This window comes from Nostoc spongiaeforme FACHB-130, from assembly GCF_014698475.1.
Classification (GTDB): domain Bacteria; phylum Cyanobacteriota; class Cyanobacteriia; order Cyanobacteriales; family Nostocaceae; genus Nostoc_B; species Nostoc_B spongiaeforme.
In genome coordinates, this window is the sequence record NZ_JACJTB010000001.1 from 313,207 (window position 1) to 329,108 (window position 15,902).

At 43.9% G+C, this 15,902-nt stretch carries 14 protein-coding genes; 6 read left to right on the top strand and 8 right to left on the bottom strand.

Translation table 11 applies throughout. The features are described from left to right. Positions 1–47 precede the first annotated feature (47 nt). From H6G74_RS01225 to ureE, 4 genes are all read right to left on the bottom strand, one after another. Positions 48–6,683: a HAMP domain-containing protein gene (locus H6G74_RS01225; protein ID WP_190965922.1), complete on the bottom strand. Its 6,636-nt coding sequence runs from the start codon at positions 6,681–6,683 to the stop codon at positions 48–50. A gap of 470 nt (positions 6,684–7,153) precedes the next feature. Then, on the bottom strand, positions 7,154–7,750 hold the full coding sequence (gene ureG / locus H6G74_RS01230) for an urease accessory protein UreG (RefSeq protein ID WP_190965923.1): 597 nt from the start codon (positions 7,748–7,750) through the stop codon (positions 7,154–7,156). Between the two features lie 74 nt (positions 7,751–7,824). Further along, positions 7,825–8,514 carry an urease accessory protein UreF gene (locus H6G74_RS01235; protein ID WP_190965924.1) on the bottom strand — a complete coding sequence of 230 codons (690 nt, stop codon included), beginning with the start codon at positions 8,512–8,514 and terminating at the stop codon, positions 7,825–7,827. Next, a complete protein-coding gene (gene ureE / locus H6G74_RS01240; RefSeq protein ID WP_190966102.1) occupies positions 8,492–8,932 on the bottom strand; it encodes an urease accessory protein UreE in 441 nt (146 codons plus the stop codon). Before ureE ends, H6G74_RS01235 begins: the two co-directional genes overlap by 23 nt. 82 nt (positions 8,933–9,014) lie before the next feature. Here ureE and H6G74_RS01245 point away from each other — a divergent pair, with 82 nt between their 5' ends. Then, the gene (locus H6G74_RS01245; protein ID WP_190590324.1) at positions 9,015–9,593 is read left to right on the top strand and encodes a hypothetical protein; all 579 of its coding nucleotides are present in this window, start codon (positions 9,015–9,017) and stop codon (positions 9,591–9,593) included. Between the two features lie 30 nt (positions 9,594–9,623). Here the strand turns inward: H6G74_RS01245 and H6G74_RS01250 are convergent, their stop codons facing one another. After that, a complete protein-coding gene (locus tag H6G74_RS01250) occupies positions 9,624–9,830 on the bottom strand; it encodes a hypothetical protein (protein WP_190965925.1) in 207 nt (68 codons plus the stop codon). A gap of 74 nt (positions 9,831–9,904) precedes the next feature. Here H6G74_RS01250 and H6G74_RS01255 point away from each other — a divergent pair, with 74 nt between their 5' ends. From H6G74_RS01255 to H6G74_RS01265, 3 genes are all read left to right on the top strand, one after another. Then, entirely contained in the window at positions 9,905–10,057 is a 153-nt protein-coding gene (locus H6G74_RS01255) for a hypothetical protein (RefSeq protein WP_190965926.1), read from the top strand. A gap of 18 nt (positions 10,058–10,075) precedes the next feature. Next, positions 10,076–10,306, top strand: coding sequence for a NifU family protein (locus H6G74_RS01260; protein ID WP_062293460.1), 231 nt, complete (start codon positions 10,076–10,078; stop codon positions 10,304–10,306). A gap of 129 nt (positions 10,307–10,435) precedes the next feature. Then, on the top strand, positions 10,436–12,670 hold the full coding sequence (locus H6G74_RS01265; RefSeq protein WP_190965927.1) for a glycoside hydrolase: 2,235 nt from the start codon (positions 10,436–10,438) through the stop codon (positions 12,668–12,670). A gap of 119 nt (positions 12,671–12,789) precedes the next feature. Here the strand turns inward: H6G74_RS01265 and H6G74_RS01270 are convergent, their stop codons facing one another. Both H6G74_RS01270 and vapB read right to left on the bottom strand, forming a co-directional pair. Further along, positions 12,790–13,176 carry a type II toxin-antitoxin system VapC family toxin gene (locus tag H6G74_RS01270; protein ID WP_190965928.1) on the bottom strand — a complete coding sequence of 129 codons (387 nt, stop codon included), beginning with the start codon at positions 13,174–13,176 and terminating at the stop codon, positions 12,790–12,792. Next, complete coding sequence (gene vapB / locus H6G74_RS01275; RefSeq protein WP_190590327.1) at positions 13,173–13,388, bottom strand: type II toxin-antitoxin system VapB family antitoxin; 216 nt, start codon at positions 13,386–13,388, stop codon at positions 13,173–13,175. Before vapB ends, H6G74_RS01270 begins: the two co-directional genes overlap by 4 nt. A gap of 365 nt (positions 13,389–13,753) precedes the next feature. Here vapB and H6G74_RS01280 point away from each other — a divergent pair, with 365 nt between their 5' ends. Next, positions 13,754–14,848, top strand: a complete 1,095-nt coding sequence (locus H6G74_RS01280; protein WP_190965929.1) for a serine/threonine-protein kinase — start codon at positions 13,754–13,756, stop codon at positions 14,846–14,848. A 57-nt stretch (positions 14,849–14,905) separates the two neighbouring features. Further along, positions 14,906–15,160 carry a hypothetical protein gene (locus H6G74_RS01285; protein WP_242051131.1) on the top strand — a complete coding sequence of 85 codons (255 nt, stop codon included), beginning with the start codon at positions 14,906–14,908 and terminating at the stop codon, positions 15,158–15,160. Between the two features lie 71 nt (positions 15,161–15,231). Here the strand turns inward: H6G74_RS01285 and H6G74_RS01290 are convergent, their stop codons facing one another. Further along, a complete protein-coding gene (locus H6G74_RS01290; protein ID WP_190965930.1) occupies positions 15,232–15,843 on the bottom strand; it encodes a hypothetical protein in 612 nt (203 codons plus the stop codon). Positions 15,844–15,902: the final 59 nt, after the last annotated feature.

Sequence of the window (15,902 nt, forward strand, 5' to 3'; positions counted from 1 at the left end):
AAGGTTGATGAATTCTTTTACAACGCTGCTGTGTCTCTACTGTGAGTTTACCGATATAGCCAGACGCGCAATAAAGACAGCAATTGTTCAATATCTACGGGTTTGGTGATGTAATCGGATGCGCCGGACTCGATGCACTTTTCGCGATCGCCTTGCATGGCTTTGGCGGTAAGAGCAATAATTGGCAAGGTGACGAATCGGTTATTTTGGCGAATTAGGCGTGTTGTCTCGTAACCATCCATTTCCGGCATCATCACATCCATTAACACCACATCAATATCTGATGTAGTTTCTAACATGGTGATGCCATCTCTGCCATTTTCTGCATACATCACCTGCATGTGATAGCGTTCTAGCATACTGGTTAAAGCGAAGATATTACGGACATCATCATCAACAATTAATACTTTCTTGTTTGCCAGTATGTAGTCACGAGAGTGCAGTTCTTCGAGAATTTGGCGTTTGGGTTCTGGTAAATTTGCTTGGACTCGGTGTAAAAATAATGTCGTTTCATCAAGGAGGCGTTCGGGCGATCGCACGTCTTTGACGATAATAGTCTCGGTAATGCGTCGTAGTTCGAGTTCTTGGGCTTTGGTTAATTCGATACCAGTGTAAATAATGATGGGTAATGATTCACCATTGGGCTGCTGTTTGATTTGTTGAAGCAGTTCAAACCCATTCATATCAGGTAGCCCTAAATCGAGAACCAGACAATCAAAGGGTTGGGCATTAATCGCCTCTAAAGCGGCGGCACCAGTGGCGACGGCAGTAGTGGCGACATCGCTATTACCAATTAACTCAACAATGCTATGGCGTTGGGTGTCGTCATCTTCTACTACTAGCAAACTCTTCACCCGCCGTTCGACAAAACCTTTGATTTTATTTAAAGCCTCGGAGATAGTTTCGCTGCTGGCTGGTTTTTGCAGATATGCTAATGCACCTAATTGCAAACTCCGGCGTTTTCCTTCTTCGACGGTCATGATATGAACCGGAATGTGACGGGTATTTGCGTCATGTTTTAACCTGTCGAGGACTGTCCAACCATCCATATCGGGTAGGCGAATATCGAGTAAAATCCCGGCGGGTTGGAATTGCTGCGCCAGGGCTAAACCATTACTACCACTTTGGGCGGCGATGACTTTAAAACCTTGCTGCTGCGCCATATCCAAGAGGATGCGAGCAAAATGAATGTCATCTTCGACAATTAATAATACGCGATCGCTATTTTGAATATCAATGCGATCGTCTTCTAGGAGTGCTGAGTGCTGAGTTGGGAGTTGGGAGTGGGGAGTTGGGAGTGGGGGGTTGGGAGTTGGGGGTTGGGGAGTGAGAACTAGTTGAGATGTGGGTTCTGGCAGAATGAAGGTGGAGTCGGAATCAAATTGGGGTAAGTAGAAGGTAAATGTACTACCTTGACTGACGTTACTTACCAAGGTGATTTCGCCATCAAATAAACGGGCGATTTCGCGGCTGATGGATAAGCCTAAACCTGTACCGCCGTATTTGCGGCTGGTGGTACCGTCGGCTTGTTGGAAGGCTTCAAAAATCACTTTTTGTTTTTCCGGGGCGATCCCAATTCCCGTATCTATCACGGAAAAGGCGACTACCATTGGGGCGCGGTTCAAGGCTTCTTGATTAATACTCCACCCCTGCTTGGCGACTTCAATGCGTAAGCGCACCTCTCCCCGTTCAGTGAATTTAAAGGCGTTGGAAAGCAGATTTTTCAGGACTTGTAACAAGCGTTTTGGGTCAGTATAAATGGCTTTGGGTAAATCAGCACCGGTTTCAATGGTGAAATTGAGTCCTTTATCTTGGGCGATTTGGCGAAAGGTGCGTTCTGTTTGATCTCGCAAATCGGTGACTAACATCTGCGACATATCAATTGACATCGTTCCCGACTCAATTTTTGCCAAATCCAAAATGTCATTAATTAACGCCAACAAGTCATTCCCCGCCGAGTAAATTGTGCGGCTGTATTCCACTTGTTTGTTGCTGAGGTTGCCATCGATGTTATCAGTTAACAACTTCGCTAAAATTAACAAACTATTTAACGGTGTCCGCAGTTCATGGGACATATTGGCGAGAAATTCAGATTTGTATTTGGATGACAGCGCCAATTGTTCGGCTTTTTCTTCCAAAGAAAGTCTCGCTTGTTCAATTTCCAGGTTTTTGCGTTCAACTTCTTTCTTTTGCAACGCCAGTAATTCGGCTTTTTCTTCGAGTTCGGCGTTGGTTTGTTGGAGTTCTTCTTGTTGTTTCTTGAGTAAATCTTCGGAAGTTTTGAGAGACTGGGCTTGTTGTTCGAGGCGTTTGTTGGTTTCTTTGAGTTCGTTTTGTTGAGTTTGCAGTTCTTCGGCTAAAGATTGCGATTGTTTGAGTAGTTCTTCGGTACGCATGGAAGCGGCAATAGTATTGAGAACGATCGCAATACTTTCGGTGAGTTGGTCGAAGAAGGTTAAATGAATTTCACTAAAGCGGCGGAAGGATGCGAGTTCAATCACGGCGGTGACTTGTCCTTCAAACAACACAGGTAAAACCACAGCGTTGAGTGGGGAGGCTTCACCCAAACCCGAACTAATCTTGACATAATCACTCGGTACTTCACTTAACAAAATTCGCTCTTTTTCTAAAGCGCATTGTCCGACCAAACCTTCACCCAAATGGAAACGATTGGCTAGATGTTTGCGTTCGCGGTAGGCGTAACTGCTGAGTAATTTCAGATATACCTGTTGTTGTTCGCCAGCATCCATTAAGTAAAATACGCCATGTTGTGCGCCTACCAGGGGTGCAAGTTCCGAGAGAATGAGTTTGGAGACGGTTTCTAAGTCGCGCTGACCTTGCAACATCCGGGTAAATTTGGCGAGGTTGGTCTTTAACCAGTCTTGTTCGGTGTTCTTTTGGGTAGTCTCGCGCAAGTTGGCAATCATCTGGTTGATGTTGTCTTTTAAGATTGCTACTTCTCCTAGTGCTTCTACGGAAATTGACCGGGTTAAATCGCCTTTTGTTACCGCCGTTGCCACTTCGGCGATCGCCCGTAGCTGAGTTGTCAGAGTTGCGGCTAGTTCATTTACGTTATCTGTTAGGTCTTTCCAGGTTCCCGCCGCCCCTGGAACCTTGGCTTGTCCGCCCAGTTTACCCTCAATTCCCACTTCCCGCGCTACGGTTGTTACCTGATTGGCAAAGGTCGCTAGGGTATCAATCATTTCATTGATGGTTTCTGCTAAGGTTTCAATTTCACCCTTCGCATCTAACATCAATTTCCGCTTCAAATCTCCATTCGCTACGGCGGTGACAACTCGCGCAATTCCTCGCACTTGGGCGGTTAAGTTCCCCGCCATCGAGTTTACATTGTCGGTGAGGTCTTTCCAGGTTCCCGCCACACCTTGCACCACAGCTTGACCACCTAATTTTCCTTCTGTACCCACCTCACGCGCTACCCGCGTTACTTCACTGGCGAAGGAACTGAGTTGATCCACCATCGTATTAATCGTGTTTTTCAAGTCGAGAATTTCACCCTTCACATCAACGGTGATTTTCTTCGACAAGTCACCATTCGCCACCGCCTTGGTTACTTCGGCGATGTTCCTTACCTGGGCGGTTAAGTTCCCCGCCATTGAGTTTACATTGTCGGTGAGGTCTTTCCACGTCCCACCAACGCCGCGGACATAAGCTTGGACACCAAGTTTTCCTTCTGTTCCCACCTCTCTTGCTACTCTAGTTACCTCACTGGCGAAGGAATTAAGTTGATCCACCATTGTATTAATCGTGTTTTTCAACTCCAGAATTTCACCCTTCACATCGACGGTGATTTTCTTGGATAAGTCGCCATTCGCCACCGCCGTTGCAACTTCCGCAATATTCCGTACTTGTCCGGTCAGATTTCCCGCCATCAAGTTCACGTTGTCGGTGAGGTCTTTCCAGGTTCCCGCTACACCCCGTACTTCTGCTTGGACACCGAGTTTCCCTTCTGTTCCCACTTCTCGCGCTACTCTTGTAACCTCCGACGCGAAGGAATTGAGTTGATCCACCATTGTATTAATCGTGTTTTTCAACTCCAGAATTTCACCTTTCACATCCACAGTGATTTTCTTGGACAAGTCGCCATTCGCCACCGCCGTTGTCACTTCCGCGATGTTTCTTACCTGGGCTGTCAAACTTCCCGCCATGAAGTTTACAGAGTCAGTCAAATCTTTCCACGTCCCCGCCACACCTTTAACATCGGCTTGGACACCTAACTTACCTTCGCTTCCTACCTCTCGCGCCACCCTGGTTACTTCCGATGCGAAGGAATTAAGTTGATCCACCATGATATTGATCGTGTTTTTCAACTCCAGAATTTCGCCTTTAACTTGGACAGTGATTTTTTTCGATAAATCCCCGTTGGCGATCGCAGTTGCAACTTCCGCTATACTACGTACTTGGTCGGTGAGGTTCCCCGCCATCATATTCACCGCACCTGTTAAGTCTTTCCAGGTTCCCGCCACGCCGCGCACTTCCGCTTGGACACCCAGTTTACCTTCTGTACCTACTTCCCGCGCTACTCTTGTTACTTCTGATGCAAAGGAACTGAGTTGATCCACCATTGTATTAATCGTGTTCTTCAACTCCAAAATTTCACCCTTCACATCCACGGTGATTTTCTTAGACAAGTCCCCATTCGCCACCGCCGTTGTCACATCCGCAATGTTTCTTACCTGGGCTGTCAAACTTCCCGCCATGAAATTTACGCTGTCGGTTAAATCCTTCCAAGTCCCCGCCACGCCACGCACTTCCGCTTGGACACCCAGCTTACCTTCACTTCCTACCTCTCGCGCCACCCTTGTTACTTCACTAGCAAAGGAATTGAGTTGATCCACCATTGTATTAATCGTGTTCTTCAACTCCAGAATTTCACCCTTCACATCCACAGTGATTTTCTTCGACAAGTCACCATTCGCCACCGCCGTTGTCACTTCCGCGATGTTTCTTACCTGGGCTGTCAAACTTCCCGCCATGAAATTCACAGAGTCAGTCAAATCCTTCCACGTCCCCGCCACACCTTTAACGTCGGCTTGGACACCGAGTTTTCCTTCACTTCCTACCTCTCGCGCCACCCTGGTTACTTCTGATGCAAAGGAACTGAGTTGATCCACCATGATATTGATCGTGTTCTTCAACTCTAGAATTTCGCCCTTCACATCCACAGTAATTTTCTTCGATAAATCACCATTAGCGATCGCTGTCGCCACTTCCGCAATATTACGTACCTGACCTGTCAGATTTCCTGCCATCAAATTCACATTATCAGTGAGGTCTTTCCAGGTTCCCGCCACACCCCGCACTTCGGCTTGGACACCGAGTTTACCTTCTGTTCCCACCTCTCTAGCCACCCGCGTTACTTCCGATGCGAAGGAATTGAGTTGATCCACCATTGTATTAATCGTGTTCTTCAACTCCAGAATTTCACCCTTCACATCGACGGTGATTTTCTTGGACAAGTCGCCATTCGCCACCGCCGTTGTCACTTCCGCGATGTTTCTTACCTGGGCTGTCAAACTTCCCGCCATGAAGTTTACCGAGTCAGTCAAATCTTTCCATGTCCCCGCCACACCTTTAACGTCGGCTTGGACACCTAACTTACCTTCGCTTCCTACCTCTCGCGCCACCCTGGTTACTTCTGACACAAAGGAACTGAGTTGATCCACCATGATATTGATCGTGTTCTTCAGTTCGAGAATTTCACCCTTCACATCTACAGTGATTTTCTTGGATAAATCACCATTAGCGATCGCTGTCGCAACTTCTGCAATGTTTCTTACCTGTCCCGTCAGATTTCCCGCCATTAAATTCACATTATCGGTGAGGTCTTTCCAAGTTCCCGCCACACCCCGCACTTCGGCTTGGACACCAAGTTTTCCTTCCGTCCCCACTTCCCGCGCTACTCTAGTTACTTCCGACGCGAAGGAGTTCAACTGATCCACCATTGTGTTGACGGTGTTTTTCAACTCTAGAATTTCGCCTTTGACATTGACGGTGATTTTTTTCGATAAATCACCGTTGGCGATCGCGGTGGCAACTTCCGCAATATTACGTACTTGCCCGGTAAGATTTCCTGCCATCAAATTCACGTTATCGGTGAGGTCTTTCCAAGTTCCCGCCACACCCCGCACTTCTGCTTGGACACCGAGTTTACCTTCTGTTCCGACTTCCCGCGCTACCCTGGTAACTTCACTGGCAAAGGAACCGAGTCGGTCTACCATTGTGTTAACTATATTGGCTGTTTGCAGAAACTCGCCTTTGAGGGGTTTACCATCTATTTCTGTGGCGATGGTTTGAGACAAATCCCCATTAGCTACCGCACGAATTACTCTTGTAGTCTCGGCTGTTGGTTGGACTAAATCTGTAATTAGAGTATTGACAGAATTCACACAATCTGACCAAGAACCCCGCACAGTTCCCAAAGAGGCGCGTTCTGTAATTTTTCCGTCTTTCCCAACCACATTCCCAATGCGCTGGAGTTCTAACGCCATCCGCTCATTTTGGTCAATAATGTCGTTGAGCGTGTCAGCAATTTTACCTGCTAAACCAGTATTTTCTACGGACATCCGAACCGAAAAGTCACCTTTTTTCACAGCAGTGAGTGTTTTCAGCAATTGTTTTAAATCAAGATTGTCGCTTTCTCTGGTTAACTGTTCGGTTGCCATTGCTATATCCTTGGGAAAATGCGGAGTATTGTTAGGGTAATGAGATTAATACTGAACACTACTGCTTAAGAGCGTCGCTATGCAGTTAAATTATTCAATAATCATTGCTAATCCAGACAGCTACTACAAAAAAATAGGTGTCTTAGATGAATAGGTTGAAGCTTGAGTACAAACGCTTGTTAGAAGATAATTTCTTTGCTGATTTTTAACTAAATTCATGCTGAAGGTAGTTAAAAATCATTTTTAAGATACCAGATTTATTATTAATAACTATCAATTATTTTAACTCTATAAGTTAGTTAACTTTAGGATGGCGGAGATATTATTTCTATCTAACGAAAGATAGAGGACAATCAGAGACAAATTTGTTATTCTCATATGCCTTTAACGCTGAGGAACGCAAGGTCAGCGCAAAGTAACGCAGAGTTAGGTTACGCTGACGTATTGATAAATTACAAAAGGTAAAATTTTTAAATCAGATATTTACAAACGAAGTTAATTACCTCAGCTAAACCTGATTGAGTTTTTAAATTAGTAAAAATAAAAGGTTTATCACCGCGCATTTTTTTCGCATCGCGTTCCATAATGCTTAAATCTGCACCTACAAATGGTGCAAGGTCAGTTTTATTAATCACTAATAAATCAGATTTGGTAATTCCTGGGCCGCCTTTGCGGGGAATTTTATCGCCAGCAGCCACATCAATAACATAGATAGTTAAATCGACTAATTCGGGGCTGAAAGTAGCGGCTAAATTATCACCGCCACTTTCTAAAAAGACTAAATCTAAATTATGAAAACGCTCTTCTAACTGTTCAATCGCAGCTAAATTCATTGAAGCATCTTCTCTAATCGCCGTGTGGGGACAACCACCAGTTTCTACACCCAAAATGCGATCGCTTGCTAAAGCCTGAGAACGCACCAAAAACTGTGCATCCTCCTGAGTATAAATATCATTCGTCACCACAGCAAGATGATAGCGATCGCGCAACGCTTTACATAAAGCATCCACTAACGCCGTCTTCCCCGAACCCACCGGGCCTGCAACACCTACTCGAAATGCGGTCATAAGTTAAAAGGCAAAAGTTAAAAGGCAAAAGTTAAAAAGATAAAATTTCATACTTCATACTTCATACTTCATACCTAACTTCTAAACAACCTTGTATATTGAGTTTCATGCTGCATACTCGCTAAAGATAAACCCCAGCTACAACAACTCAATTCATCATCCTCTAAAACGAGAACTTCTTGGACAGTTGCACTAATTAATGGTTGTAAATTTAGTAATAATTCTTGTCCGGCGGTTTGTCCGAGGGGAATCAGTTTAACTCCGGCGGTGATGAGATTAGTAGCCCAACTATGCAGATATGCGAGTAAAGCAGCATTCGGTTGAATTTGCCAATGAGCAACAGCAATCCCAAAAGCAACTGCATAATTGCAACGATTACCCACACTATTAATAGTCGGGAGTAACTCTGGCTGTAGTTTACCAAGTAATTGCACAAGCGATCGCCCCATCTGCCAACTAGAATTGCGTAATTCTTGCGTCTCTCTCGCCGCCGATAACCAGCGATTCCAATAACAGAGGGTTTCAATATTCCCAATCTTCGCAGATGCAGCCGCCCGTAACATCACCGCCGCCTCTAACCGAATTGCACCGTAACGTAACTCCGAGGTTAGCCAATGTTTGAGTGTATCTTGATTGGTAACGATGCCATGTTCTACCAAAGTTTCCAAACCCTCAGAATAACTGTAAGCGCCCACAGGTAAAGCGGGGCTGGCTAACTGCAAAATCCCCAAAAAATGACTATCAGTGAGGGTGATGGTGTCCATAAGCCCCTAATTCTGGCTGAAACGGTGCAATTTCTTCTTTAATTTCCAGTCCTAACTGTACCAACATCGTTTGTAAAACAGTATCTGGTGACAAACGCAAATAACTCGGCGTAATTTCCACAGGTACATGACGATTACCCAGATGGTATGCTGCTCGCATTAACAAAAGTGGTGATTCAGCAGATACAGTCAGCACAGGTTCGGGTTTCGCAACAATTCTCATTACACCACCATCATTTTCATCTTGTAGAATATCGCCATCCCGTAACACAGTCCCCCTGGGTAAACGCAAAAACACAACCTGACCATTTTCCATTTCAAACCGATGACGGCTGCGAGTCCGTTCTTCTGCCGTCAGTGCTAAAGTTAAACTCACCACAGCATTAGCATCTGGTGGTTTACGTTGAGTCAAAATCATTTTTGCACCTTTGCGCCTTTGCGCGAAACATTCAACATTCATTAATTTGATATTATTAACGAAGTGAGCGATCGCTAAAACTATGGCAAAGCGTAAAAAAAGCAATCTCCAGTGGATTAAAGAAACGCTTGATCTCCAACCCGACCACCACTGGGAATCTCCATCAGGCTATAAAATTTTCGTTGCTAACCGGGGGGCTGTGCGCTTCAACGTTCCCCAAAATTGGGTATTTGAACCCCAAGAAAAATCCTTCAAGTTCATGGATAGAAAACCACCCAAAGATGATTGCTGTTTAGAAGTATCTTTTAATCACCTACCGCCCCACGACTGGAGTTTGTTTCCCCTGAAAGCTACCTTAAAGAAAATCGTAGAAGAAGACAGCCGCGATGTCATTGAGAAAGGCGAAGTTATCACCCTCAAACGCCAAACCGCCAGAGTTGTGTGGACAGAACTTAAATTTATTGACACCCAAGCCGAACCAAGAGAAGCTTTTTCTCGAATTTGCATCGGTCTAGGCTCAAATATACAATGCTTAATTACCTTTGAATTTTGGGCAGACCAAGCCGAACAGTTAACACCCGTTTGGGATGAAGTGATGCGGAGTCTCACACTAGGACTATATATCCGCGACCCCAGAACAGGTTTAGCTTTTCCAGATTAGTGCTGAGTGCTGAGTAGTAATATACGCTTTTTAATTCAGCACTTTTTTGGTTACAGAAACGTAGACTAGAGAACTGACAGCAAGATTTTCTTTCCCCCACACCCACACTCCCCACACTTCCCACACTTCCCACACTTCCCACACTCCCCACACTCCCCACACCCCAATTTTTGTGACTGTATATGAAAACACTATATATATGGGTGGGGAGTAAGGTAAAGTTATGATGTATTTCACTTCGATTGACTAGTAAGTTCACGAATCCCGTCACAAGGCTGGATGTTAGCTGTTGCGTCGCTGGTGATTGTTTTGTGTCAAACAACAAAGGTAAAACTACGCCAAGCAATCTAGCGACAATTGGATCTAGGATTGATTTAACAAAGCTAAAAAACAAAGCTGTGGGTGTTGAGTTGGTAGTAGTGCCAAAAATCTACGAAAAACTCATACCTCATCACCATCACTAACTTCACAGGTCTAAAACAATGGAATTGACAATTGACAACGTAGAAACCGTTTTAGATGAAATGCGCCCTTATTTGATGTCTGATGGCGGTAACGTGGAACTGGTAGAACTTGATGGCCCTGTGGTCAGATTACGGTTACAAGGTGCTTGTGGTTCTTGTCCTAGCTCCACAATGACCCTGAGAATGGGTCTGGAACGCCGCCTCAAGGAAATGATTCCCGAAATTGCTGAAGTTGAACAAGTAATTTAGGGGCTGAGGGATCAGAAGTAAAAGGTCAAAAGTAAAAAGTCAAAAGTTAACGCTTTTTACTTTTGCCTTTAAACTTTTCACTTGATAATTCCCTAAGTCCTAATCCCTAATCCTTAATCATTACCGATTATGTCCCATCCGCTTTATGTTGCCTTTATTTGGCATCAGCATCAGCCGCTGTACAAGTCTCCTGACAGCGGCGTTTCGCTTTCATCTACCCAACAATACAAGCTACCTTGGGTACGCTTGCACGGCACTAAAGATTATTTAGATTTAATATTAATCCTGGAACAATATCCCAAGTTACACCAAACGGTGAATTTGGTACCTTCTTTGATATTGCAATTAGAAGATTACATTGCTGGTACAGCTTTTGACCCTTATTTAACAGCCAGCTTAACTCCGGCGGAACAACTAACCAGGGAACAGCACGAATTTATTGTGCAGCATTTCTTTGATGCTAATCACCATACATTAATTGATCCGCATCCTCGTTATGCCCAGTTGTATCAACAAAGGCAAGACAAAGGACAAGCTTGGTGTTTAGCAAATTGGGGTGTGCAGGATTACAGCGATTTGCTGGCTTGGCACAATTTAGCTTGGATAGATCCTTTGTTTTGGGATGACCCAGAAATTGCCGCTTGGTTAAAACAAGGGCGGAATTTTAGTTTAAGCGATCGCCAGCAAATTTACGCCAAACAACGCCAAATCTTAAGCCGCATTATTCCCCAACACCGGAAAATGCAGCAAACAGGGCAATTAGAAGTCACAACCACGCCCTACACTCACCCAATTATGCCTTTACTGGCTGATACTAACTCTGGTCGGGTAGCAGTGCCGAATATGACCTTACCAGAGCATCGTTTTCAATGGGCAGAAGACATCCCTCGCCACCTACGCAAAGCCTGGGATATGTATACAGACAGATTTGGTCAGGAACCTAGAGGTTTATGGCCTTCGGAACAATCTGTGAGTCCAGAAGTATTGCCGTATATTATTAAACAAGGTTTTAAGTGGATTTGCTCAGATGAAGCTGTCTTGGGTTGGACATTGCGACACTTCTTCCATCGAGATGGTGCAGGGAATGTCCAGCAACCAGAAGTGCTGTATCGCCCCTATCGCCTGACAACCCCAGCCGGTGATTTAGCGATTGTGTTCCGCGACCATAGATTATCTGATTTAATTGGCTTTACCTACGGTTCAATGCAGCCAAAACAAGCCGCCGCCAACTTAGTCGGACATCTGCAAGCGATCGCTAAAAAGCAGCGCGAAAACCCCAGCGAACAACCTTGGTTAGTCACCATTGCTTTAGATGGCGAAAATTGTTGGGAATTTTATCCCCAAGACGGCAAACTCTTCCTAGAAGCTTTGTATCAAAACCTCAGCAATGACCCCCAATTGCAACTTGTTACCGTCTCAGAATTTATCGAAAAATTCCCACCCACAGCCACTATTCCCCAAGAGCAATTACACAGTGGTTCGTGGGTAGATGGTAGCTTCACCACCTGGATTGGCGACCCGGCAAAAAATAAAGCTTGGGACTACCTCACCCAAGCCAGAGCCGTGTTAGCCAGCCATCCAGAAGCCACCGAAGAAACCAACCCAGCCGCCTGGGAAGCTTTGTATGCTGCTGAAGGTTCAGACTGGTTTTGGTGGTTTGGCGAAGGACATTCTTCCAATCAAGATGCCATTTTTGACGAATTATTTCGAGAGCATCTGGCTGGCATTTACAAAGCCTTAAACGAACCCGTACCAGCCTATCTCTCTCAAGCTGTAGAAGTGCATGAAATTCGCGCCAACCATCTTCCAGAAAGCTTTATTCACCCCGTCATTGACGGCCGTGGCGACGAACAAGATTGGGACAAAGCCGGCAGAATCGAAGTTGGTGGTGCAAGAGGCACAATGCACAACAGCAGCCTCATCCAACGACTTTGGTATGGGGTAGATCACCTCAACTTTTATATCAGGTTGGACTTCAAAAGTGGTGTCAAACCAGGACAAGAATTACCGCCAGAATTAAATTTGCTGTGGTTCTATCCTGATAAAACTATGCACAATAGCCCAATTCCCTTAAAAGATGTGCCGCCGCAAGCACCAGTCAATTATTTGTACCATCACCATTTGGAAATTAATTTACTCACACAATCAGTACAATTCCGCGAAGCCGCAGAAGATTATCAATGGCAACCCCGCTTTAGCCGCGCCCAAGTAGCTTTAGATACTTGTTTAGAATTATCAGTACCTTGGGCAGATTTGCAAGTTCCCCCCGATTATCCCCTGCGCTTGATTTTAGTTATGGCTGATAACGGGCGTTTTTCTGACTATTTACCAGAAAATGCTTTGATTCCGATTGAAGTACCGTAGGAAAATATGAGGTATGAAGGCTGAAGTATGAAACAATTGCTTCAGTCTTTATACTTTGCTGGGTGTATCTGTTATTAAAACGTTAGAGTCCCGAGCTTGACGCTTTGAGCAAAAAATTTTTATGTCCACAACAGTTGTACTGGATAAGCCGCAAATGCACAATCACGACTGACGATCACCAAATTATGGCGCATTGCTTGAGCAATTAGAATACGATCAAATGGATCACGGTGATGGAGTGGGAGTTTGAGGATTTGTATCGTGTCAGCAAAAGTGATCGGCAGGAGATTGATTCCAGCAGGCTCTAAACTAGCTTCAATTAATTCGTAATTTGCCTGAAGTGAGAGTTTACCGAGGTTAAGCTTGATCGCAATTTCCCATAATGTGGCGATGCTGAGATAAACGCGCTCTGCATGATCAATCTCTGCTTTGAGTGAGTCAGGCAAGTTAGGATCATCTTCTGAATACCAGATAAAAGCGTGAGTGTCCAACAGTAATGCCGTCATTCCATGTATTCCTTCAGATCATCCAAAGGCTCATCGAAGTCTTCTGGTAGGGGTAAGCTAAAAGTGCCTTTGAGGAAGCCAGCTTGACGTTTTGGGGAGACAGATTTGGTTTTGACGTGGTTTGCCAGGAGAAATTGAGTGTAGTGTAAGACTTCTTGCTGGAGAGATTCAGGTAGTTGTTTGAGGTGTTCAAGGATGGTGGTTTCGAGCATCAGACCGCCTTTATAGACACCTCTAATTTTAGCAAAGGGAACCGTGACTTACTGACTAGCACAGGTCTAAAAGTTTAGGGCGTTGCTGATTAGTGGGATGATTTTTGTCTCACGCAAAGGCGCGAAGACGCAAAGAATCAATATTTTGCTTTGTACAAAAGTCTCAATTCATCCCGCATTTATGCAACGCCAAGTTTAGCTATTCTACTGCATCCCTCAACTGTTTTTGTTGTTCCACTTGAGAGCATCAAGTGTTGGGCGATAGAAGACTTTGAAAAAGTTTTACAAACATGCAGTAATGATACTGGCAAAAAAATATTTTTAAAGTTACATTGAAAACAATGCAGAGTAGCTGTTTTAAAACCATGAATCGCTTTTCTGAAAACATTACCCCTTTTCCAGACGAGTACAGTTTACAAAGAAATCAACTGGCTCGATTGTGTGGTTCTACGCAGCTATTCCGCGATCGCTACATGATATTGCGAATTTTAGGTAGAGGTGGCTTTGGCATTACCTTTTTAGCCAGAAACGCCCGCTTACCAGGAAATCCTCTGTGTGTAATTAAACAACTTTGTCCAAAAACCACCAGTACCAAAAGTTGGGAAAAAGCTTGTCAGCGATTTGAACAAGAAGCCAAAACCTTAGCCCAACTTGGTAGTCATTCGCAAGTTCCTATGCTGTTAGACTACTTTGAAAAAAATGGTGAGTTTTATTTAGTGCAGGAATATGTGCGGGGTTGCACTTTAGCGCGAGAAGTCAGACGTAATGGAGTGAAAACTGAAGCCGAAGTTAAGCAGTTTTTACGAGACATTCTGCCGATATTGCAATATATCCATCAAAATCGGGTAATTCATCGAGATATTAAACCGCAAAACTTGTTGCGCTGTGAAGATGACCAAAGATTAGTGATGATTGATTTTGGCGCAGTTAAAGAAAAGTTAGTTGATATTTCTGAAGACTCTGGCTACAAAACTGCAACAACTAATTTTGTCGGGACTATGGGATTTGCACCGCCAGAACAGTTTGCGTTGCGGCCAGTTTACGCCAGTGATATCTATGCAGTGGGAGTCACTTGTCTTTATTTATTGACTGGTAAAGGGCCTTTAGACTTTGAACATGACACATCCACAGGGGAAATTAGCTGGCAAAAAGAAGTGAATATTAGTGATCACTTTGCCAAGATTTTAGGAAAAATGGTGAAGTTTTCCTTAGACGATCGCTTCAAGACTGTAGATGATGTGATTAAAGCATTAAATCTAGAGAAGAATTTACCTAATTTAAGCAACTGTTTAACCACAAAACCCCTGCGAACCTTCCAGCCTCAACCCGAACCAACACCACCCCAACAAACATATATTTCACCAACAGCTAAAACTGCGATCGCAATTCGAGAATGGAAAGCTAAACTCAACCATAAGCAATTGCACCGTCAGTTAAATTCTTACTTAACTTCAGTCTAAACATTAGAGTATTCCAAGTATCCCCCTTGTCCCCCTTGTCTCCCTTGTTCCAAAATAATGAATAAAAGCCCCTCATCTTACAAGTTTGCGTCTTTGAGTAGAGAGGAAGTAGAACCGATGCTGGGACTAACTTTAGCGGAAACAAGGGTTTATCAAGAAGCAAAAGCTGAGGGTAGAGAAGAACAGAAAGCTGAGATTTTGAAAGCGGCTGTACCTCTGTTACTAAAAACAGGAATGAGTATAAAACAAATTGCTCAACAACTGAAGGTTGATGTAGAATCTGTCCGGGTGGCTGCACAGGAGAGTCCATAGCCAGCGATCGCTCCTATAATGTAGCAGAAGCATATAATTAGCCTGCGTTCGGCTTTGCCGTTTTAGATAAGCTAGGCAGGCTTTGTTTTTAATTCACATTGTTTAAAAATATAATTAACTGCCGCAAATAACTTATCTAAATCTTGAATAACATACAAATCTTTATTCCGAGTAAACACATCAGCAGACAACTTACCAAATTGCCATACTTTGCCGTTAGTCACAATTCCAAAAATATCACTGACAAAATCATCATTAATTCTTTGGACTGCAATCATCTCAGCTAAACACTGTCCCCAACCTTCTTCAAATTTGTCTTGTTTAGCTTCCACTGCCAGAAAATATGGTTTATCAAATACAACTGTTCCTAGAGGATTTCGCTGGGTGACTGTATAATCTGGAACTCCTGATAAATCTTCGTCATAAGTCAATGTTTCATGGCTCCAAAGTGTTAATTTACTACGGTAAGGTTTCCAAACTTCTTTTAAAACTGGATAGATCAGATTTTCACAAATAGCATCTTCAGAATTATCTATAACTCCATCTATAAATAGTAAATCTAACTCTTCTTGGAAAGCTTGGGGAACAGAAAAATCTAATTCCGACATAAAATTAGACTGGATATATTTGATTTGAAATTTTTTGATGACTGTACTAATACTTTTATAATTACTAAATGCCATATTAATTGACCTTGTTAGCGTAAACATCCGCAACTAGGGAATAATTTAACATAGATAAA